The organism is Hungatella hominis (assembly GCF_014288005.1).
Classification (GTDB): domain Bacteria; phylum Bacillota; class Clostridia; order Lachnospirales; family Lachnospiraceae; genus Hungatella; species Hungatella effluvii.
Window position 1 is genome coordinate 56,384 of record NZ_JACOPB010000014.1, and the last position, 20,158, is coordinate 76,541.

Here is a 20,158-nt window from a genome sequence, read left to right on the forward strand (position 1 = left end):
CTGCGGATGTGGATGCCGCATTACGATGAAAGAGTCCGGCTTGCCGGACTCTTTATTTTTTCTCCACCGCAATCCAGACCTCCACAAGGCCATTCTCCCCATAATACTCGAGATCCGGTGCATTTGATTTCATCCGGCCGGTTATGTAGCCTTTATTTAACGGTCTATATTTAAATTTCGGCAGCCATTTTGTGATGGCCTGCGCTTCCGTCTTTCCGATCGTTTCAAGGGTACAGGGGAAGATGGCCCAGGTCCTGGCCGGTACTTCATAAGACGAAAATGCATCCCCCGCCTCCGTATCGCTGGATACCGCTATAAGATAATCGAATATCTGCGGATCGGCTTCATCGGTGTTATAGATATTAATGCCGAACAGACCGTAAGGTTCCCGATTCGCCCGTGATAATAAGTCCTTCTCAAGCCCTTTCGCTTTGAAGTCCGCCCAGTGTGCGGGAATCATTTTCCTTCCCTGCCCTTTTTGATTTGTTGTGCGCATGGCAGGGCCGACAACGCGGAAACTGTCTTTTTTCTCGATTCGAAACGGCGGTTCCATATTTCTCATAATTGTTATTCCTTTCCGGTTAGAAATTACGTATTTTTAAGCTGGTGTGAGTCATACTTGTACAGATGCATTAGCTTCGTTCAACAACAGCGCTTTTACGAAAGCCCTGTTATCGCTGCTAAGTAAAAAGAAGAATGCACTGCTGCGGCATTTTTGCTGCCGCTGGCCTCTAAAGACAAAGTCGTAGCCCATGGCGCATTTGGAGTTGCATGCGGATGGGTCCAACAGGCGTTTGCACACAGGCGTGTCCCGGATGGCCTTTGCCAGCTCATCGGAGATGGTATCGAACACCTCCATGTAGTCCGCCAGATGGTTTGGATAGATGCGGACCATCAGTCCCTTTCTGCGGAATACGTAGTTGAGGATCGTCTTTTTATTCTGAAGGCAGGAGACGACATAGCCGCTTTTTGCCTGCTTTATCTCTGTTTTGCAGCCGAGTTTCGTCAGCTCCTCATGCAGTTCCCTTACAAACTCCCGGTTATCTCCATCGACAGTGGATAAAAAATCATCAAATGTATATTTTTCGCTCATAACGCTGCTCCTTTTTGCATTTTCATCGTTCTTCTATAATGGGTATCCATATCTGGGCCTTATACGTATCGCTGGTCTGATCTCCTTCACTGTACCATTCTAACTCGGGGCAGGCCGCATGTTTAAAGGGGTACTTTATAAGCCACTCCTCGTTAAGATACTTCCAGCCATGGTGTATGGACTGCGGTATGTTACCGTGGCAGTCGAAGACGGCCCATGCGGCTGGGGGAATGACGATCTCGTCAAATCCCGGAGGCGCTTCCTGATCGGATATTACCATGATGGAATAGACTGTCTCCTCGTGCTGTTCACAAAAATCAGTAAACAGACCGAAGATTCCTTTCGGATTACCGCGGTCCAGCGAAATCAGTTTCGCCGTATCGCCCCGCACATGGCATTCGCTCCAGAATTTGGGGATCTGGAGGTAGTGCTCTCCGTTTTTACAGGAAAATGTTTTGCTTATACCTATAAGCCGGAAAGACTCTTTCTGATCGATATGCCACGAATACTGCTGTCTGTTTGATATCTGCATCTTCGGCGCTATTTTTAATTCCGAACGGCCATCCCTTGCTTCTTTGGGCGTTATGCCGTGAAACTGCTGGAAGGCTTTCGTAAAGGAGGTCGGCGAGGCATAGCCGTACTTATAGCTGATATCAACCACCTTTAAATCCGTGCTTTTTAAGTCATAGCCGGCCAACGTCAGTTTTCTGGAGCGGATGTACTCGGAAAAACTGATTCCATTCATATAGGAAAAGACCTTCTGAAAGAAACCAAAGGAGCAGCCCGCAATGTCCGATACCACGTTTTCATCAATGGGTTCTTCCCGCCGCTGCAGATGGTCTTCCACATAATCGATGATTCTTTGTAATTTTTCGTTCCATTCCATTTTAAGTGATCTCCGTCCTCCTGGTTGTTTTTCTATTTTATCATTTATAAATTATAATTTCCTCTTATTATTGGTACTGGAAGGATAATTTATCATAAAGATAGACTTCTTTTCATTTTTATGGTATCGTATTTCTTAACAAAGGAAATGATTTCGATTACCGGAGGCTGTTGGAATAGCGATATTCCGGGGCTTCTTTTTAGATGAAAATCAGGAGGGGTTATGAGCATCAGGGCAATTGCAGTAGACAATTCAGAGGAACTTCTGGAAAAAATTACCAGAATATTAAGGGAGATGGAGGACGTCGAGCTATGCGGCAGCTTCGGCGAAGCGATTGCGGCAATTCAATATGTGAAGGAGAATCCGGTGGATATCGTATTTTCTGACGTGGTGATGCCGGATATCAGCGGGATCACGCTGGCATCCAAGATATATCAGCTTCCGGATCCGCCGGAGGTAGTGCTCTTATCCGGAATACCGGGGTTCTCGCTGGAAGCGTGGAAGATTCGTGCGTTCGGCTTTATCATTAAGCCGTATACGAGAGTGCAGATTGTGGATATGTTAAACCGTTACCGGTGCGAGAGAGAGGCCCGGAAGGTTCTGTAGACAATTGGAACAGGAGAGGACTTATGATGGAAGCAGATATTCTGTTATTTATGGGACAGAGCAATATGGCCGGACGCGGCGACGATCAGCTGGCTCCGAAGGTGCTGCCCGGGGCGGCCTGGGAATACCGGGCGGTGACGGAGCCGGACAGACTGGTGCCGCTTGTGGAACCATTTGGAGTAAATGAGAACCGTGAGGGAGGAGTCTGGGAGCCAGGCATGAAGACCGGCTCCATGGCTGCGGCGTTTGTAAATGCGTGTTATCGAAAGACGGGACGGCCGGTTATTGCAGTGTCATGTTCCAAGGGAGGTTCCAGCATACGGGAATGGCAGCCGGGTACTCCGTATTTTAAGGACGCAGCGGCGCGTTTTCTGGCGTGCGTAAGCTTTGTGGAATCTCAGAAGATCGCTGTTCATTCGATTGGGATGGTCTGGTGCCAGGGCTGCACGGATGCGGACAATGGGATGACAAAGGAAGAATATAAAGAGAAGACGCTGACCTTATTCCGGGCCTTTCAGGCGCTGGGCGTTGAGAGAATCTTTTTGATTCAGATCGGGAACCACAGAGAGCTGCCGGACCTCTATATTCCCATTCAGGAGGCCCAGGAGGAGCTGGCGGAGTCCGTGGAAACCATTTTTCTGATATCACGGTCCTTCCGCACATTCCGCGACAGGGGGCTGATGAAGGATTCCTACCATTATAAGCAGGAGGCGTATAATCTGGTAGGGGAAGAGGGGGGAGCCCAAACCGGGGAAATCCTGAAATAAAATAGAACATGAACTGTTACTGTGAATTTACTTATGCTGATTGGCCAATCTCCATTCCCGTGGAGGTTGGCCATACGTTTTTTTAAAGGCCCTGGAAAAATGCAGCTGGCTGGGGTAACCGACCCGTGCGCTGATCTCTCCAATGGGAAGATTGGTCGTCTCCATGTACTCGCAGGCCTTTGCCATCCGGAAACGGATCAGGAATTCCTGCGGCGTAACAGAGAGGACATCCTTAAAGATCTTGCCGAAATAGCTGCGGTTTAAGTTGCAGAAGGCGGCAATGTCCTCCACCGTGATATCGTTCTGGTAGTTGTGTTCCACAAAGGAGACCGCCTCCCGGGCATAAAAATCCTTCAGCTGGCCGCCCACAGCCGTCATACGGCGGTTGGAGGACTTGATCAGCGCGTCGAGAGCCAGATAAAGGTGGCCGATCAAATGAAAGGAAGATTCGGTCGTATGGCCGGCAATATAGATCATCTCGTCTTTTAAGACCTGTTCCATGGCCGGATTGTTGCTGTTGTAAACCGGCAGATCGAAGGACAGGCCCGACAGGGCGATGATCTCCGGCGCCTTTAAGCCGTCGAATTCCACCCACGCGTATTCCCACGGGTCCAGGGAATCGGCAATGTACGTATTGGTCTGGCCGGGCGAGATTAAGAAGCCCTGACCGGCGTGAAGATGGTATTCCGTATCCTTTTTGCTGCTGTCGGTAGAGACGAAGAGCCCCTTTCCGGAAATGATATAGTGAAACAGATAATGGTTGCGCGCCGCCGGCCCGAAGGAGTGGTGTGGATCGCATTTCTCCCATCCGTATTGAAACAGGGTGCAGTCGACGAAATTCTTATCGGTAAACAGGGCAAATGAAAAATTAGACAAAAAAGCACCTCCGCTCTATCTATTTCTGGGGATTAATTATAAATATTATATACCAAAATGCGTGGTGACTTCAAGATATTTCGCACAAGAAAGCATTTTGGTATATTTGTATCAGGGTATTTCCATTTACGGTGAGAGTGGCAATGTGCTAATATATAGTCACAGAAACGAAGACATAACTACAAAATGTGCACAAATAAAAGAAAAATTCATTGGCCGATGAAGAAGATCAGATGGTAATAATAACGAAAACTCAGAATGAATCAGGATTGCAAGGAGGAAATAAAAGTGATCAAATTGTGGAAAAAAGGTATAGCACTTACCATGGCGGTGACGATGGCGGTATCTTTAACGGCATGCGGCGGCGGAAATTCTTCATCAGGCGGCAGCAAAGAAGCGGGAAATACACCGGCTGCGGACGCAGGCGGAAAATTAAATGTAGCAATTTGGGATAACGGACAGAAGCCGGGACTGGATCAGATCCTCGCCGATTTCACGAAGGAGACCGGAGTCGAGACCGATTTACAGGTAATCACATGGGACAGCTACTGGACACTTTTAGAGGCGGGAGCCTCAGGCGGCGACATGCCTGACGTATTCTGGATGCATTCCAATGAGGCCACTAAATATATGTCCAACGACATTCTTCTGGATCTCACCGATAAAGTAGCATCCAGCGAAAAGCTGGAGATGGATAAATTCCCGTCCGACATTAAGGAAATGTACCAGTACGACGGAAAGACCTACGCGATACCGAAGGATATCGACACCATCGCCTTATGGTATAACAAGGATATGTTCGATGAGGCCGGAATCGCCTATCCGGATGATACCTGGACCTGGGATGATTTATACGATGCGGCGGTGAAGCTGACTAAGGATGACGGAAGCCAGTACGGAATCGCCATGAATCCTTCCAATGAGCAGGATGGCTGGATGAACGTGATCTACTCCATGGGCGGAAATGTCATTTCTGATGATATGAAGAAGTCTGGTTTTGATGATCCAAACACCATTAAAGCTATGGAATACGTGGATAAGCTGGTAAAAGACGCAATGCCTCCGGCAGCGGTTATGTCTGAGACGGGCACCGATGTACTTCTCGGTTCCGGCAAGATTGCAATGTTGTCCCAGGGTTCCTGGATGGTAGCTGCATTTAAGGACAACGAATACATAGCAGAGCACTGCGACGTAGCGGTTCTTCCAAAGGATGCTGAGACAGGAAAACGTGTTTCTTTATATAATGGTTTAGGATGGGCGGCCAGCGCCAACACAAAGAATCCGGAGGCGGCATGGAAGCTGATTGAGTTCCTTGGAACGAAGGATATGCAGTTAAAGCAGGCGCAGCTGGGGGTTACCATGGCGGCCTATGAAGGCGTATCCGATGAATGGGTAAATAACACGGATAAGTTCAATTTACAGCCTTATCTGGATATGATGAACGGTGATATCGTATTTCGTCCGCATTCCAGAAGCACTCTTGTATGGTGGAACATGATGACGACCGAGTTAAAAGAGGCATGGTCCGGTAATCAGGATATGGCTGCCGTATGCGGGACAATTTCAGAAAAAATGGATCAGATGCTGGCAGACGAGTAAGGCCTGGAGCGTGTTTGAAGAATTCGGATATGAATTTTCAAACACGCTCTGGTACGAGAAGGAGGGATTTCTGTGGCAAAGGAAACAGAATTGAAAATAAAAAGAAAGATCACCAGCCGGGAAAAGAACGAGTTTTTATGGGGCTGGGCGTTTATCCTGCCGACCATGGTCGGACTGATTGTACTGAATATCTATCCGATTATCAAGACGATCTATGAGAGCTTCTTCAAGACCGGCGACTTCGGAAAGGGCAACATCTTCATCGGCCTGGCCAATTACCAAAGGGTCTTAACAGACCCGGAGGTATGGCAGTCGCTGCTTAATACATTCAAATACGCCATCGTGGAAGTGCCGTTTTCCATCATCATCGCGCTGGTTCTGGCCGTGCTGCTGAACCGGAAGATGAAGGGGCGGGCCGCTTACCGTACGATCTTCTTCCTCCCCATGGTTGCGGCCCCCGCGGCGATTGCCATGGTGTGGAGATGGCTCTTTAACTCGGAGTTCGGGCTTTTAAACAATATGTTCGGAACAAATATTAACTGGATCTCCAACCCGAATATCGCAGTCTATTCCATCGGCGTCATCGGCGTGTGGTCCATCATCGGCTACAACATGGTCCTGTTCTTATCGGGGCTTCAGGAGATCCCGAAGGATTACTATGAGGCGTCCAATATCGACGGTGCAAGCGGGATCTACCAGTTTTTCCATATCACCGTTCCGCTTCTGTCACCGACTATTTTCTTCGTGACAGTGACCAGAGTGATCGGCGCGCTTCAGGTATTTGACTTAATCTTTATGGTTATGGACAGAAACAATCCGGCGCTCTCCAAGACCCAGTCCCTGGTCTACTTATTCTATCAGTATTCTTTCGTACAGAATAACAAGGGCCTTGGTTCCACCATTGTCGTTGTACTTCTGGCCATCATCATGATCATCACGGTATTCCAGATGAAGGCGCAGAAAAAATGGGTTTATTATAATTAGAGAGGGGGAGACGAAACATGGAAAAAAAGAAAAAGGCGGCAGCCATATCCATTCACGTTGTTTTGATCCTGGTAAGCATTACGATGCTCGTGCCGTTTATCTGGATGGCGCTCACCGCATTTAAGACATCAACAGAGGCAACTTCTGTCAATCCGTTCGTCATCTTCCCGGCCGTATGGCAGACGGATAATTTTAAGACGGTTATCGATAATATGAATTTCCTTCAGCTGTATATCAATACCATCCTGCTGATCGTGGGCCGAGTCGCGGCCGCGGTACTCACGGCGACCATGGCGGCCTATGCGTTTGCACGGCTGAATTTTAAGGGAAAGAATTTCATGTTTTCCCTGGTCCTGTTTCAGATGATGGTGCCCGGACAGATTTTCATCATTCCGCAGTATTTAATGGTGAGTAAGATGGGCCTTTTGGACACCGTGTTTGCCCTGATTTTCCCGGGGCTTGTGACCGCGTTCGGAACATTTCTGCTGAGGCAGGCGTATCTGGGACTTCCGAAGGATCTGGAAGAGGCGGCACGTCTGGACGGCTGCAATATCGGTCAGACATTTTTATACATCATGGCGCCTCTGACCCGCTCCGGCATGGTGGCCCTCGGTATCTTTACCGCGGTGTTTGCCTACAAGGATCTGATGTGGCCCATGATCTGCAACAAGACGGTGATGCCGCTGTCCGCCGCGCTGGCGAAGATGCAGGGGCAGTATACGAACAATTATCCGCAGCTGATGGCGGCTTCTCTGCTGGCCTGTGTGCCGATGATTGTGATCTACTTAATATTCCAGAAACAGTTTATTGAAGGTATTGCAACTTCCGGCGGAAAGCTGTAGGATAGAAAACTATAGGATAACGGCAGAGAGAAAGGGATGTGTGAAACGATGAATGTATTGAGTGAAGACAGTATTTTCGGGCAGATATTCGGATTCCTGGGAAATATGATCGCGTTGAATATCCTCTGGCTTGTGACGAGTCTCCCCATTGTGACGATCGGGGCCTCGACCACGGCCATGTATTACACGGCGCTGAAACTCCATAAGGATAAAGATGTCACGGTCTGGAAGGCATTTTTTCACAGCTTTAGGCAGAACTTCATGCAGGCGACGGCCATCTGGGCGGTTTTGGCCGCAGTGGAAGCCCTTCTCCTTTCCTATGGCTTTATCGGTATCGGGCTGATCACGGGAGTGCTGCTGCTTTACATATTTCCGGTCATTGCCGCATTTTCCAACACCCTGGGTAAGCTGGCCGGCCATGCATTCTATTTCGCCTTTCACAAGCCGGGATACCTGATTGCCACGGCTGCCCTCACATGCCTGCCGATGTATTTTACCATGGTGGATGCGAAGCTTTTTCCCGTCTACCTTCTGATCTGGCTCATGTGCGGATTTTCACTGACAGCTTACGGCAACGCGTGGTTTTACTTGAGGCTGTTTCAGCCGCATCTCAAAGAGTGTCAGAAAAATACTTTTATATAAAATTATAAGGAGATCAGGTTATGGCTATCATTATGAATCAGGCGGAACAGGTATTTACGCTTCAGACGAAACGGACGACTTATCAGATGAAGGCAGGCGATTACGGGATTCTGCTTCATCTCTACTATGGCGCAAGGGTAGAGGACTGTACCATGGATTACCTGCTGCACAGAAAAGACGTGGGATTTTCCGGAAATCCTTACGAGGCGGGGGAGGACAGAACATTTTCCCTGGATACGCTGCCTCAGGAATTTCCCTCCTATGGAGTGGGGGATTACCGGAACAACTGTGTGGGCGTGTGTCAGGCGGACGGAACGCGGGCTGCCGACTTCCGCTATGTCTCCTGGGAGATCCGGGAGGGGGCCCATAAGATTCCGGGGCTGCCGTGCCTGTTCGATGAGGATGAAACGGCGGAAACGCTGGTGATATTCCTGGAGGACGCGGCGTCTTCCCTGAAACTGGAGCTGTACTATGTCGTGTTTGCGGACCGCGATGTGATCGCCCGCTCCGCCAGAATCACCAATGGAGGAAAGGAGGCGGTCAGGCTGGAGAAGATGATGTCTGCCTGTCTGGAACTGCCGAACGGCTCCTGGGAAGCGATTCATTTCCACGGGCGGCACGCCATGGAGCGAAGGCTGGAGCGCCTTCCGCTGATGCATGGGACGATGGAGGTGGGAAGCCGGAGAGGCACCTCCAGCCATCAGCACAATCCCGGTGTGATTCTGTGCTCGCCTGACGCGACGGAGGAACACGGGGGCTGTTACGGCCTGTCCCTGATTTACAGCGGCAACTTTTCCATGGAGATCGAGATGGACCAGATGGATTCCGTGCGGGCCGTATGCGGAATAAATCCGGAATTCTTTGAGTACCGGCTGGAGCCGGGAGAGGCCTTCGACACGCCTCAGCTCATGATGACCTACAGCGGAAGCGGCCTGGGCCGTATGTCTGCCAATTTCCATTCCATTATCCGCCACAATCTGTGCCGGGGAAAATATAGGTTTGCCAGGAGGCCGGTCCTTATCAACAACTGGGAGGCCACCTACTTTGATTTTAATGAAGAGAAGATTCTCTCCATTGCCAGACAGGCATCGGAGCTGGGCATCGAGATGCTGGTGCTGGATGACGGCTGGTTTGGCAGCCGGGACAGCGACAACGCGGGCCTGGGAGACTGGTTCGTCAATACGGATAAGCTGAAGGGCGGACTGACGGATCTGGTTACAGGCATCAACGGTCTGGGCATGAAATTCGGCATCTGGATCGAGCCGGAAATGGTAAATGAGGACAGCCGCCTGTACCGGGAGCATCCGGACTGGGCTTTGACGATACCGGGCAGAAAACCGTGCAGAAGCAGGAATCAGCTGGTGCTTGACATGTCCAGGAGCGAGGTCAGGGACTACGTATTCGATTCGATTGCTGCGGTCCTAAAGAGCGCCAATGTCGAGTATGTAAAATGGGATATGAACCGCAGTATCTGCGATGTCTGCAGTGCCGTTCTCCCCAAAGAACGCCAGGGCGAGGTTTACCACCGCTACGTGCTTGGCATCTATGACCTGATGGAGCGCTTTACGTCGTCATTTCCCAATATCCTTTTCGAGGGATGCAGCGGCGGAGGCGGCCGTTTCGATCCGGCTATCCTGTATTACTCGCCGCAGATCTGGTGCAGCGACGATACGGATGGCATCGAGCGGCTGGAGATTCAGTACGGAACTTCGTTCTTCTATCCGATTTCGGCCGTCGGCTCCCACGTATCGGCCATACCGAACCATCAGACGGGACGAAGGACACCGCTTGCGACGCGCGGCGTGGTGGCCATGGCCGGCAGCTTCGGTTATGAGATGGATTTAAATCTCCTGACAGAGGATGAAAAAGAAGCAGTGAAGGCGCAGGTGGAAGACTATAAAAAGTATTATGACCTCATTCACAACGGGGATTACTACCGTCTCGCCAGCCCGCAGGGAGATTCCGGTTTCACTGCGTGGCAGTTTGTATCCGGCGATAAGACGAGGACGCTGCTTAATCTGGTGATCACTCATGTGAGGGCTAATGCCCCCGATCTCTGGTTTAAGCTCCGCGGCCTAGACCCGGAGAAACGGTATCGTCTGGAGGAAGATGGCCGTATCTACAGCGGCAGCGCGCTGATGAATGCCGGGATATCCATCCCGATGATTATGGGCGATTATCCGGCTGTGCAGATGGTACTGACGGAAGTCTGACGGTGAAGGGCTGATCATGGTTTTACGGGATATAAACGTTTAAAGGGCTGTGAAAAAATGGAGTTGATTTCATTCCATTTTTTCACAGCCTTTTCATTTCCCCAAATATGCAGGAGAACGGCCATAAAGAGCGTATGCTTCTCCTCTTTTGGAGCCGAAACAGACAGGTGATTTTTATCTCCGAAAACGTGATTTTTAGCACGGTGTCCAAAACGCCGTCATGGTTCGTGCTATAATTCACGGTAGAGAAATGTGGGATTTGACTCCTTTGGCAGTCGCCAAATGGGTGCGCCGGCGTGTCTGCCTGGCTTGCTGCCCGCAGAAATAAAATAAGGAGGAAATGAAATGAGAAAAATGAAGAACGGAAAGCGGATTTTATCTGTATTTCTCACGCTTTCCATGGTCTTTTCCATGTCGGGAGCGCCAAGCTTCGCGTGGGAGGACGCCCAGCTTTCTAAGGATCAGGGACTAAGTGCAGAGTTCGCTGGCCGGAAGGCGACGGACAGCAATGCGGCCACCCCGTCTGCGGCGTCTAAAAGACAGGCGGAAATCCCCCTGGACGACACCGTGACTGAATTGGAAGCAGGAAAAACCTACACCATCAGCAGCCTGGAGGAGCTTGAGAGACTGACGGAGTTAGTCAATGATCCGGATACCAATCAGGCCAGCAGGGAGACAAAGTATGAGCTGTTAGAAGATCTTGACAATGCCGGGAATATCATGATCGGAACCGGAGCAGAAAACTCGAGTGAGAGCGTGAAAAGCTATTTTAAAGGAAGCTTTAACGGAAACGGCCATGTGATCCGGGGGCTGGCCATTACGGCCGATCCGGATTCCATGCAGGGGCAGGATGCAGTGGGCCTGTTCCGCCATGTGGCAGGAGGCAGTACAATACAACAGTTGGGCGTGGAGGGAACCGTTACGGTTACTGCTGCCTATTCCAAGTCTTATCGCGACGCTGGCTGTAATGTAGGCAGTCTGGTGGGAGTCTTAGAGGGCTCTTCCTATGTGAAGCAGTGCTACTCTGCCTGCGAGATTACCGTTGATCAGGATTTGGACGATGGCGCTGTCAATGTCAGCGCCGGCGGTCTGGTGGGAACGGCAAAGGACAACGGGTGGATTATGGACTGCTATACCACCGGCGACGTGTCGATATGGCCCAGTGAATCAGCAATGGCAATCGGCCATGCCGGCGGCGTGGTGGGCCAGATGCAGGAGGGAGCTGTACAGCGCTGCTACGCCACAGGCACGGTTACGGGGCCGGCGAATGGCGGTTTTGGTTATCAAAACCCGGGCGTCGGCGGTATCGCAGGCTATGTGGCTTCCTACAGGGCCTACATAGAAAAATGCTGTGCGCTGAATGTGAAAATTACGGCTTTGGGGGAGAATGCGCAAAGCTTTGGCCGGTTGGCCGGGTATGTGGGAAGCTCCGGTATGATAACAGACTGCTCTGCCCGCCAGGATATGGTTTTGGGAAAAGAGGGCGAGGAGGCAATGCTCAAAGAGGAGGGCTGGTCAGACCTTCAAAAGGCGGCCAACGGCCAGACTCTTTCCGCCGCTTCAGGCAACGATTCCTTAATGACGTTTTTCCGGCTTTTAGCAGCTTCGAAGAATGTCTGGAATCAGCCTGGGGAAACAGAGCTTACCGTGGGAGCTGAGCTTCCGTCCCTCATCGCCTTTGACGGAACAGACACAGATGCGCCGCTTCTTCCGGAGGGAGAAGGCGGGACGATCGAGCCGCTTTGGGATGCCGAGGCGCCGGTTATTATAAAGAATTTAGAAAAGAAAAGCGTTGTCAGATATGAACTCAATCAGACTGCAGAACCCTTAACCATTGAAGTGGCAGAGCCAACAGACGGGGGAACCATCAACTATCGGTGGAGGAGGACGGTCTGTGATGAAACCGGCGACAGGGGAAACAACTCTGTTGAATTTATACCGGACAGTAACAAGCCATCCTGCACGCCTTCTTCCAGCGAGATAGGAATCCACTTATACGATTGTGAGGTTACCAATGAAAATCTACAGGCTACAGGAAAGAAAACGGCCAGCAAAGCAACCTACGGAGTCATTGTGATCATTGAGGAGCCAAAAGCACCCGTGGAGAATGCCGAGGAGCCGAAGATTACCCTGGATACCACCGGAAAAAGCGATTATTGGGTGGGAGATGAGGCCGAGGAATTAAGGATAAAGGCCGAGTCCCAGGACGGAGGCACCTTATCCTATCAGTGGTATAGCAATATAAATGCCAATTACGACACAGGCACCCCGATTGAAGGAGCCACGGAACCTGCCTATACGCCATCCACGGAGAAGGCAGGCCAGATTTTCCACTGGTGCGTCATCACCAATACCAACGAGAAGGCCACGGTGAATAAGACGGCCCAGGCTGTCAGCACTATGGTAAATGTCCATACTATGGCGGTGGATAAGCCTTACTTTATCGTTGATCTGGACGAGAAGCCGAGGGAATGTATCCAGCTGGATTCTCTGTCGCTGCGGGTCGACGCCATGAGTGAAAATTTCAGCACGCTCACCTGCCAGTGGTATCAGAGTACGGATAAAGAAAACTGGGAGATGTTAAGCGGAAAAACCCAGAATATCTTTCCTGTCCCTACAAACGAAGTAGGAACTGTATACTACCGCTGCCAGGTGACAAGCCAGAAATTTTTCAGCGGTGTCATGAAGGAGGTCAAAATAAACAGTAAGACTGCCACGATCGTGGTAAATCCGCCGCCGGAAAAGGCCGATGAGCCGGTGATTACTTTGGATCTGGAAGCCAAAACCGTTACATACCAGCAGAATCAAAAGGCTGATGAGTTATATATCGGCGTAATGAATCCGAAGGATGGAGGGAAAATCAGCTACCAGTGGTACAGGAGCCTTAAGGCGGATCAGAGCGGAGCAGAAGCCATTGACGGTGCGAAAAGCTCCAACTATCTGCCGTCCAGCGAGGAACCGGGAACTGCCTATTACTGGTGTGTTGTGACCAATACCAACGAGAAGGCCACACAGGAGAAAGAAGTCTCTGTGTCCACGCAGGTAGTTACCATTGTAGTTGAAGAAGCAAAGGCACAGCGCCCCAGTCTCGGCTCCAATGCGAATGAGGTAAAGTATACAAAGGGAGAAGAGCCGAAGGCCATGATAGTGGATGCATGGGTGACGGACGGAGGAACATTAAGCTATCAGTGGTATGAGATGGCAGACGGTCAGTGGAAGCTCATAGAAGGAGCTGTCGAGAAGAGCTATAAGCCTTCCACAAAAGACAACGGACTGTTTCGTTATAAATGCGCCGTGACCAATACCATTTTGTCCGGCGATCACAGTACCATCGATGCAACCTGGTTCATTGAGGTTTCAGGGCCAGTAACCGATGCGAAACCGCCGATCCTCTTAAAGGATTTGGATGAGGAGATGCAGACCTGCGAAATGGGAAGCGGAAACTTTATCACTCTTACGGTTGATGCAAAATCGGAAGACGGCGGAAAGGTGGAATATCAGTGGTTTAAAAACGATGTAAAGAGCATGACAGGCGCCTCTTGGCTCCCGATGTATAACAATGAAAAAACGATCATTCCCCATATGGATAAGCCGGGGATTACGTACTATTTCTGTAAGATTATCAATTTCAAGCCCGAGGCAACAGGAAAGCAGACAGCAGAGGTTATGAGTAAGATTGCATGCGTTCAGGTGCTGGGCAGGGAGGAAGGAGGGGCACAGTATCCAACTGTCAGCTCTGACGCCGGCAAAAGGGAGTATGCAAAGGGTGAAAAGGCAGCTAAAATGGGCGTCACCGCATGGGTGACGGACGGAGGAACGTTAAGCTACCAGTGGTATGTGAAGAATGGAGACGGTCAGTGGAATGCCATAGAGGGAGCTGCGGGCAACAGCTATCTGCCCTCCACCGAGATTCCCGGAACGTATGAGTATCAGTGCAGGGTGACCAATACCATCGAATCCGGCAATCAGAGGACTACTACCGTAGGCTGGACCGTCAAGGTTCTGGATAAAGAACCGGATCAGCCCGCAGAGCCGGAGAAACCGGAAAATAACGGAGGAAGCTCCGGCTCCAGCGGAACCGGGGAATCGAAAAGCAGCCTGCCGGTGAATTACAGAGGCGCTACGAAGCTGATAGAAGGAATTCGTGTTCCGGAATACGTGACAGAAGGAACCTGGCAGAAGGTGGCTGGAGGCTGGAATCTTTACGGAGCCAACGGAAGCTATGCAAATGTCTGGGCTGCCGCATTTAATCCCTATGCCAATATCATGGCCGGGCAGTCTGCCTTTGACTGGTTCCGGTTTGACGAAAACGGATACATGATGACCGGATGGTATACGGACGGAAACGGGGATACCTATTATTTAAATCCGGTTTCCGACAACACCTTAGGACGGATGGTGACCGGATGGTATCTCATTGACGGAGTTTACTACTACTTTAATGAAGAACCTGACGGAACCAGAGGAAAAATGTACCGGAATACCAGGACACCGGACGGATATCTGGTGGATGAAAATGGGAAACTGGTAGAATAGAGACAAGACAGAAAGTGGCTGTGAAAAAATGGAGTTGATTTAATTCCATATTTTCACAGCCCTTTCATTTTCTAAATTCCCTCAGCGTAAGCTGACTGTTACCCTGTGTGACAGGAATAGTCAGGCAGAAATAGGAAAGGATAGAAATATAGAACGAAATCTGGTATGATGGGAGCGTAATGCCGGACAGGAGGGAAAGGGCTGGTGAATGACATGGACAGAAACGAATTCAGAATGCAGATGGAGGAAGAAGAGCAGAAGGAACGCCAGTGGCAGGAAATCGTGGACTACTACGGCGGCCAGAAGGATGCGAAGAGCCAGGATAATATCGTGGAGATGCTTCGGGAGGTACAGGAACTGTACGGATATATTCCTTCGGAGAAGACCAGCGCGATGGCAGATGCACTGGGCGTGAAGCAGACGCTTCTCTTACAGCTGATCAAACTGTATCCCAGCTTTAAGAAGGCGCCTTATGGACACTGCATCACGGTCTGTACGGGAGCGCGCTGCGGCAGTAAGGGTTCCGCTGAAGTTTTTGAGGCGGTGCTGAAGGCGGTGGAGGCGAGGGAGTCCGGTGCATTTAAGATCATGATGAAGGAATGTCTAAAGGAGTGCAAAACCGCTCCGAACCTGATGGTGGACAGCGATTCCTACGGTCATGTAAAGCCGGAGGAGGTCGCCGCAATTCTGAGTAGATACTGACGGTTTTAACAGGAAAAAGCAGGCAGAATGGGACTGGCACACCGGGTTCTTACTTATTCATAAGCGGGAACTCCGGCGGGGGCAGTCCCTGATTTTTTGCCCCATTATCATAGACGAACCAGAGAGGCTATGTTATAATATTAAAATAGCGAAAAAAGAACCCTTTTTTCATGTTACGGGACAATACGTCCTATAATGTGAAAATGTTCCGCATGGAGGCGCGCCCCGCTCTGCCTGCGGAACCTATATTCTAAGGAGACAAATATGAAAGAAAAAATAAAAGTAAAGGGGCAGCTGAGGGCTTATATGCAGTGGCCGTTATATCTATCGGCGATGCTGATTATCATGAATGCGATAATCGGAGCGGTCAGCGTGACGGCCGGGATTATTATGGCTGTGTTTACGCTGCTGTATATCGGAATCGCTCTGTGGATCTACACCTACAGAAAGAAACGACTGCTAAACGGCCTGGTGGAATTTTCTGCGGAATATTCCTGGATGCAGAAACAGCTGCTTACCGACCTGGAGCTTCCGTACGGAATTGCGGATGAGAGCGGCCGGGTGCTCTGGGGGAATACTGCTTTGGCAGAAGTGTTGGGCGAGGAAAAGCCATTTAAAAATACGAGGAAATACTTATCATCGATTTTTCCGGAGATCACAAAGGAGGTCCTGGATTTAGAGGAGGGCTCTGTGGTGCTCCACTGCACGTGCGGTGACCGTAAGTATCAGGTTCAGCTGAAGGCCGTTTACATGAAGGATTCCATCGAGGACATAGCGGATGCCATCGGTACAGAGGATGCGGGTCAGGTGCTGATCGCGGTCTATTTATTCGATGAGACGGAGATTCTTACTTATAAGCAGATGGTCAACGACCAGAAGATGGTGGCCGGCCTCATCTATCTCGACAACTACGAGGAGGCGCTGGAGAGTGTGGAAGAGGTGCGCCGCTCTCTTTTAACCGCACTGATCGACCGGAAGATCACCAAGTACATCACCGCCATGAACGGCATCGTGAAGAAGCTGGAAAAGGATAAGTATTTCATTGCGATCAAACAGTGCTATATTCAGGAGCTGAAGGATAACCGTTTTTCTATCCTGGAGGATGTGAAGACGGTCAACATCGGCAATGAGATGGCGGTAACCTTAAGTATCGGCCTCGGTATGAACGGGGAGAGTTACAGCCAGAGCTACGACTACGCCCGTATCGCCATCGATATGGCTCTGGGACGCGGAGGCGACCAGGCTGTGGTAAAGGATGGGGAGCGGATTCAGTACTTCGGCGGCAAGGCGCAGCAGGTGGAGAAGACCACCCGTGTGAAAGCCCGTGTAAAGGCCCACGCCCTCCGTGAGCTGATGGAGACGAAGGACCGCCTTCTGATCATGGGGCACCGTCTGACGGACGTGGACTCCTTCGGCGCGGCAGTCGGCATCTACCGGATTGCCACGGCCATGAACAAGAAGGCCAACATTATTATCAACGAAGTGACTTCCTCGGTGAAGCCGATGATGGACCGTTTTACCGGCAACAGCGATTATCCGGACGATATTTTCATGACCGGCGCCAGGGCTGCCGACTTAGTGGACAATAACACCATCCTCGTGGTGGTGGATGTAAACCGCCCCAGCATCACCGATGCACCGGAGCTTCTTAAGCTGGTCAAGACCATTGTGGTTCTGGATCATCACCGTCAGAGCAGTGAGATCATCGACAATGCGGTGCTTTCTTACGTAGAGCCGTACGCGTCTTCCGCGTGTGAGATGGTTGCGGAAGTTCTGCAGTATATCGCCGACGGAATCCGTATCAAATCGGCCGAGGCCGACGCGATGTATGCCGGTATCGTGATCGATACCAACAATTTTACGAACCAGACAGGTGTCCGCACCTTCGAGGCCGCCGCGTTCCTGCGGAGAAACGGCGCCGATGTTGTGCGTGTCCGCAAACTGTTCCGCGACGATCTTGACGATTATAAGGCCAAGGCGGAGGCGGTCAGGGAGGCGGAGATATTTGAGGGCTGTTTTGCGATCAGCACATGCCCGTCCGAGGGCATTGAAAGCCCGACGGTAGTGGGCGCCCAGGCGGCGAACGAGCTGCTTGACATAGCCGGAATGAAGGCGTCTATCGTTATGACGTTCTACAACAATACGATTTACTTAAGCGCCCGTTCCATCGACGAGGTGAATGTCCAGGTCATGATGGAGAAGCTGGGCGGCGGAGGCCACCGGACCATCGCGGGAGCGCAGCTGAAGGACATGAGTCTTGAGGATGCGAGAAACCGTGTCAAGGAAGTCATCAGAGACATGTTAGAGAAGGGAGATATATCATAATGGAAGTAGTATTATTAGAGGATGTAAAAACACTTGGAAAAAAGGGCCAGATTGTCAAGGTCAATGACGGATACGCGAGAAACTTTATTCTCCCAAAAAAGCTGGGAATCGAAGCAACTCCGAAGAACTTAAATGATTTAAAGCTTCAGAAGGCCAATGAGGCCAGACTGGCAGCAGAGCAGCTGGCAGCGGCAAGGGAGCTTGCAGAAAAGCTTGGGAAGTCTTCCATCACCGTTTCCATCAAGGCGGGAGAAGGCGGAAAGGCGTTTGGTTCCGTATCTTCAAAGGAGATCGCATCAGCTATCGCGAGCCAGCTTTCCTTAGACATTGACAAGAAGAAACTGGTTCTTCCGGAGCCGCTTAAGACATTTGGAGTACATGAGGTTCCGATCAAGCTGCACAAGGAAGTGACCGGGAAGCTTGCTGTTAAAGTAGTAGAGAGCTAGGAGGCTTAAGACATGGATGACGCCCTGATCAAGCGGGTACTTCCTCACAGTGTGGAGGCGGAGCAGTCGGTAATCGGCTCCATGCTGATGGACAGGGAAGCGATTATAGCGGCTTCCGAGATCATAACGGCCGATGATTTCTACCAGCACCAGTATGGAGTCATGTTTGAGGCCATGGTAGAGCTTTTCAATGAAAACAGGCCGGTAGACTTAATCACGCTTCAGAACCGGTTAAAGGAAAAGGATGTCCCGCCCGAGGTAAGCAGTCTCGACTTCGTGCGGGACATCATCACGACGGTGCCAACATCGGCCAACGTCAAATCGTATGCGAACATTGTACGTGAGAAAGCGGTCCTGCGGAGACTGATCAAGGTCAACGAAGACATTGCCAACACGTGTTACGCAGGAAAAGAGCCGCTGGAGACAATCCTGGCGACGACGGAGAAAACGGTATTCGACTTATTGCAGAGCCGTAATTCCGGTGATTTCGTCCCCATCCGTCAGGTTGCGATGAACGTTCTCGAAAAAATCGAGGAAGCCTCCAAAAACCAGGGAACCGTAACGGGAATCCCGACAGGCTTTATCGATTTGGATTACAAGACATCGGGCCTGCAGCCCTCCGACTTTATTCTGATTGCGGCCCGTCCTTCCATGGGAAAAACGGCGTTCGTACTAAACCTGGTTGATCATATTGCGGTAAAAAAAGGTCTGCCGTGTATGGTATTCAGTCTGGAGATGTCAAAGGAGCAGCTGGTAAACCGTATGTTAGCGATGGAATCCAACGTAGATTCCCAGAAGCTTCGAACCGGAACGCTGTCCGACTCCGACTGGGATGCGGTAGTAGAAGGAATCGGTGTCATCGGCAATTCCAAACTGATCATAGATGATACGCCGGGTATTTCTATCATGGAACTGCGTTCCAGATGCCGAAAGATGAAGCTGGAATATGGATTAAGCGTGGTGATTATTGACTACCTGCAGTTGATGAGTGGAAGTGGAAAAGGCGGCGGAGACAACCGTCAGCAGGAGATATCAGAGATTTCAAGATCCTTAAAAGCGCTGGCGCGAGAATTAAGCGCGCCGGTAATCGCCTTATCGCAGTTAAGCCGAGCGTGTGAGACGAGGCAGGATCACCGTCCGATGCTGTCGGACTTACGAGAGTCAGGAGCAATCGAGCAGGATGCGGATGTGGTTATGTTTCTTTATCGAGATGATTATTATAATAAAGATACGGATATGCCGAATATTGCAGAAGTTATTATTGCGAAGCAGAGAAATGGTCCCATTGGAACGGTTAATTTAGTGTGGAGACCAGAGTTTACGAAATTCGCAAACATGGCCAAGCAATGAGCAGGATAGAAAAAGAGGTATGGGCTGCGCGGAAAACAAACTCGCAATTTGAGCTTGTTTTCCGCGCAGCCCATACCTCTTTTTCTATGGGGCGAACGCCCCCCAGGCATACGAATCAGGAAGGTTCTGCCAAGTCTGTATCTATGCCAGCATAGTTGGAGAACCTTCCTGATTCGTATGCCTGGCTCCTGCGGACTCCCCTCCTCCCAACTATTAACCACGCGCCGACGGGCGTTCCGCCCCGTCCAGCCCGTCAACTCCGTTTTGGCTATCGACTGATGTCTGAAGTGG

At 50.6% G+C, this 20,158-nt stretch carries 16 protein-coding genes; 12 read left to right on the forward strand and 4 right to left on the reverse strand.

Annotated features, from left to right (window positions below):
- Positions 1-52: 52 nt before the first annotated feature.
- From H8S75_RS23485 to H8S75_RS23495, 3 genes are read right to left on the reverse strand one after another with little or no spacing between them, the layout of a single operon-like run.
- Positions 53-562, reverse strand: coding sequence for a GyrI-like domain-containing protein (locus H8S75_RS23485; RefSeq protein ID WP_243270423.1), 510 nt, complete (start codon positions 560-562; stop codon positions 53-55).
- A gap of 51 nt (positions 563-613) precedes the next feature.
- Positions 614-1,093 carry a hypothetical protein gene (locus tag H8S75_RS23490; protein WP_187023622.1) on the reverse strand — a complete coding sequence of 160 codons (480 nt, stop codon included), beginning with the start codon at positions 1,091-1,093 and terminating at the stop codon, positions 614-616.
- A 22-nt stretch (positions 1,094-1,115) separates the two neighbouring features.
- Positions 1,116-1,979, reverse strand: coding sequence for an AraC family transcriptional regulator (locus tag H8S75_RS23495; RefSeq protein ID WP_187023623.1), 864 nt, complete (start codon positions 1,977-1,979; stop codon positions 1,116-1,118).
- A 222-nt stretch (positions 1,980-2,201) separates the two neighbouring features.
- Between H8S75_RS23495 and H8S75_RS23500 the strand changes: the two genes are divergently transcribed.
- Together H8S75_RS23500 and H8S75_RS23505 are read left to right on the forward strand one after the other, a co-directional pair.
- Positions 2,202-2,585, forward strand: a complete 384-nt coding sequence (locus H8S75_RS23500) for a LytR/AlgR family response regulator transcription factor (RefSeq protein WP_187023624.1) — start codon at positions 2,202-2,204, stop codon at positions 2,583-2,585.
- 23 nt (positions 2,586-2,608) lie between these two features.
- The gene (locus H8S75_RS23505) at positions 2,609-3,352 is read left to right on the forward strand and encodes a sialate O-acetylesterase (RefSeq protein WP_187023625.1); all 744 of its coding nucleotides are present in this window, start codon (positions 2,609-2,611) and stop codon (positions 3,350-3,352) included.
- Between the two features lie 27 nt (positions 3,353-3,379).
- On the opposite strand, the gene H8S75_RS23510 is transcribed toward H8S75_RS23505, so the two are convergent.
- On the reverse strand, positions 3,380-4,228 hold the full coding sequence (locus H8S75_RS23510; RefSeq protein WP_002602037.1) for an AraC family transcriptional regulator: 849 nt from the start codon (positions 4,226-4,228) through the stop codon (positions 3,380-3,382).
- Between the two features lie 258 nt (positions 4,229-4,486).
- Between H8S75_RS23510 and H8S75_RS23515 the strand changes: the two genes are divergently transcribed.
- The 10 genes from H8S75_RS23515 to dnaB all read left to right on the forward strand — a co-directional run bounded on the left by H8S75_RS23515 (position 4,487) and on the right by dnaB (position 19,867).
- On the forward strand, positions 4,487-5,827 hold the full coding sequence (locus tag H8S75_RS23515; protein ID WP_187023626.1) for an ABC transporter substrate-binding protein: 1,341 nt from the start codon (positions 4,487-4,489) through the stop codon (positions 5,825-5,827).
- 72 nt (positions 5,828-5,899) lie between these two features.
- Complete coding sequence (locus H8S75_RS23520) at positions 5,900-6,811, forward strand: carbohydrate ABC transporter permease (RefSeq protein WP_187023627.1); 912 nt, start codon at positions 5,900-5,902, stop codon at positions 6,809-6,811.
- A 17-nt stretch (positions 6,812-6,828) separates the two neighbouring features.
- Positions 6,829-7,653, forward strand: a complete 825-nt coding sequence (locus H8S75_RS23525) for a carbohydrate ABC transporter permease (RefSeq protein ID WP_002602034.1) — start codon at positions 6,829-6,831, stop codon at positions 7,651-7,653.
- A 48-nt stretch (positions 7,654-7,701) separates the two neighbouring features.
- A complete protein-coding gene (locus tag H8S75_RS23530; RefSeq protein WP_243270425.1) occupies positions 7,702-8,295 on the forward strand; it encodes a YesL family protein in 594 nt (197 codons plus the stop codon).
- A 20-nt stretch (positions 8,296-8,315) separates the two neighbouring features.
- Complete coding sequence (locus tag H8S75_RS23535; protein WP_187023629.1) at positions 8,316-10,508, forward strand: alpha-galactosidase; 2,193 nt, start codon at positions 8,316-8,318, stop codon at positions 10,506-10,508.
- Positions 10,509-10,853: 345 nt separating this feature from the next.
- A complete protein-coding gene (locus H8S75_RS32825; RefSeq protein ID WP_243270426.1) occupies positions 10,854-15,044 on the forward strand; it encodes an N-acetylmuramoyl-L-alanine amidase family protein in 4,191 nt (1,396 codons plus the stop codon).
- A 213-nt stretch (positions 15,045-15,257) separates the two neighbouring features.
- Positions 15,258-15,746 carry an NADH-quinone oxidoreductase subunit NuoE family protein gene (locus tag H8S75_RS23545; protein WP_243270433.1) on the forward strand — a complete coding sequence of 163 codons (489 nt, stop codon included), beginning with the start codon at positions 15,258-15,260 and terminating at the stop codon, positions 15,744-15,746.
- Positions 15,747-16,010: 264 nt separating this feature from the next.
- Positions 16,011-18,071 carry a DHH family phosphoesterase gene (locus tag H8S75_RS23550; RefSeq protein ID WP_187023631.1) on the forward strand — a complete coding sequence of 687 codons (2,061 nt, stop codon included), beginning with the start codon at positions 16,011-16,013 and terminating at the stop codon, positions 18,069-18,071.
- A complete protein-coding gene (rplI, locus tag H8S75_RS23555) occupies positions 18,071-18,517 on the forward strand; it encodes a 50S ribosomal protein L9 (protein WP_025531337.1) in 447 nt (148 codons plus the stop codon). The genes H8S75_RS23550 and rplI overlap by 1 nt, the downstream gene beginning before the upstream one ends.
- A gap of 12 nt (positions 18,518-18,529) precedes the next feature.
- Positions 18,530-19,867: a replicative DNA helicase gene (gene dnaB / locus H8S75_RS23560; RefSeq protein ID WP_002602027.1), complete on the forward strand. Its 1,338-nt coding sequence runs from the start codon at positions 18,530-18,532 to the stop codon at positions 19,865-19,867.
- The last annotated feature ends 291 nt before the right edge of the window (positions 19,868-20,158 follow it).

Coding starts and splice junctions, on each gene's coding strand:
- H8S75_RS23485 (WP_243270423.1), bottom strand. CDS start 562: ATGAGAAATATGGAACCGCCGTTTCGAATCGAGAAAAAAGACAGTTTC.
- H8S75_RS23490 (WP_187023622.1), bottom strand. CDS start 1,093: ATGAGCGAAAAATATACATTTGATGATTTTTTATCCACTGTCGATGGA.
- H8S75_RS23495 (WP_187023623.1), bottom strand. CDS start 1,979: ATGGAATGGAACGAAAAATTACAAAGAATCATCGATTATGTGGAAGAC.
- H8S75_RS23500 (WP_187023624.1), top strand. CDS start 2,202: ATGAGCATCAGGGCAATTGCAGTAGACAATTCAGAGGAACTTCTGGAA.
- H8S75_RS23505 (WP_187023625.1), top strand. CDS start 2,609: ATGATGGAAGCAGATATTCTGTTATTTATGGGACAGAGCAATATGGCC.
- H8S75_RS23515 (WP_187023626.1), top strand. CDS start 4,487: ATGAATCAGGATTGCAAGGAGGAAATAAAAGTGATCAAATTGTGGAAA.
- H8S75_RS23525 (WP_002602034.1), top strand. CDS start 6,829: ATGGAAAAAAAGAAAAAGGCGGCAGCCATATCCATTCACGTTGTTTTG.
- H8S75_RS23530 (WP_243270425.1), top strand. CDS start 7,702: ATGAATGTATTGAGTGAAGACAGTATTTTCGGGCAGATATTCGGATTC.
- H8S75_RS23535 (WP_187023629.1), top strand. CDS start 8,316: ATGGCTATCATTATGAATCAGGCGGAACAGGTATTTACGCTTCAGACG.
- H8S75_RS32825 (WP_243270426.1), top strand. CDS start 10,854: ATGAGAAAAATGAAGAACGGAAAGCGGATTTTATCTGTATTTCTCACG.
- H8S75_RS23545 (WP_243270433.1), top strand. CDS start 15,258: ATGGACAGAAACGAATTCAGAATGCAGATGGAGGAAGAAGAGCAGAAG.
- H8S75_RS23550 (WP_187023631.1), top strand. CDS start 16,011: ATGAAAGAAAAAATAAAAGTAAAGGGGCAGCTGAGGGCTTATATGCAG.
- rplI (WP_025531337.1), top strand. CDS start 18,071: ATGGAAGTAGTATTATTAGAGGATGTAAAAACACTTGGAAAAAAGGGC.
- dnaB (WP_002602027.1), top strand. CDS start 18,530: ATGGATGACGCCCTGATCAAGCGGGTACTTCCTCACAGTGTGGAGGCG.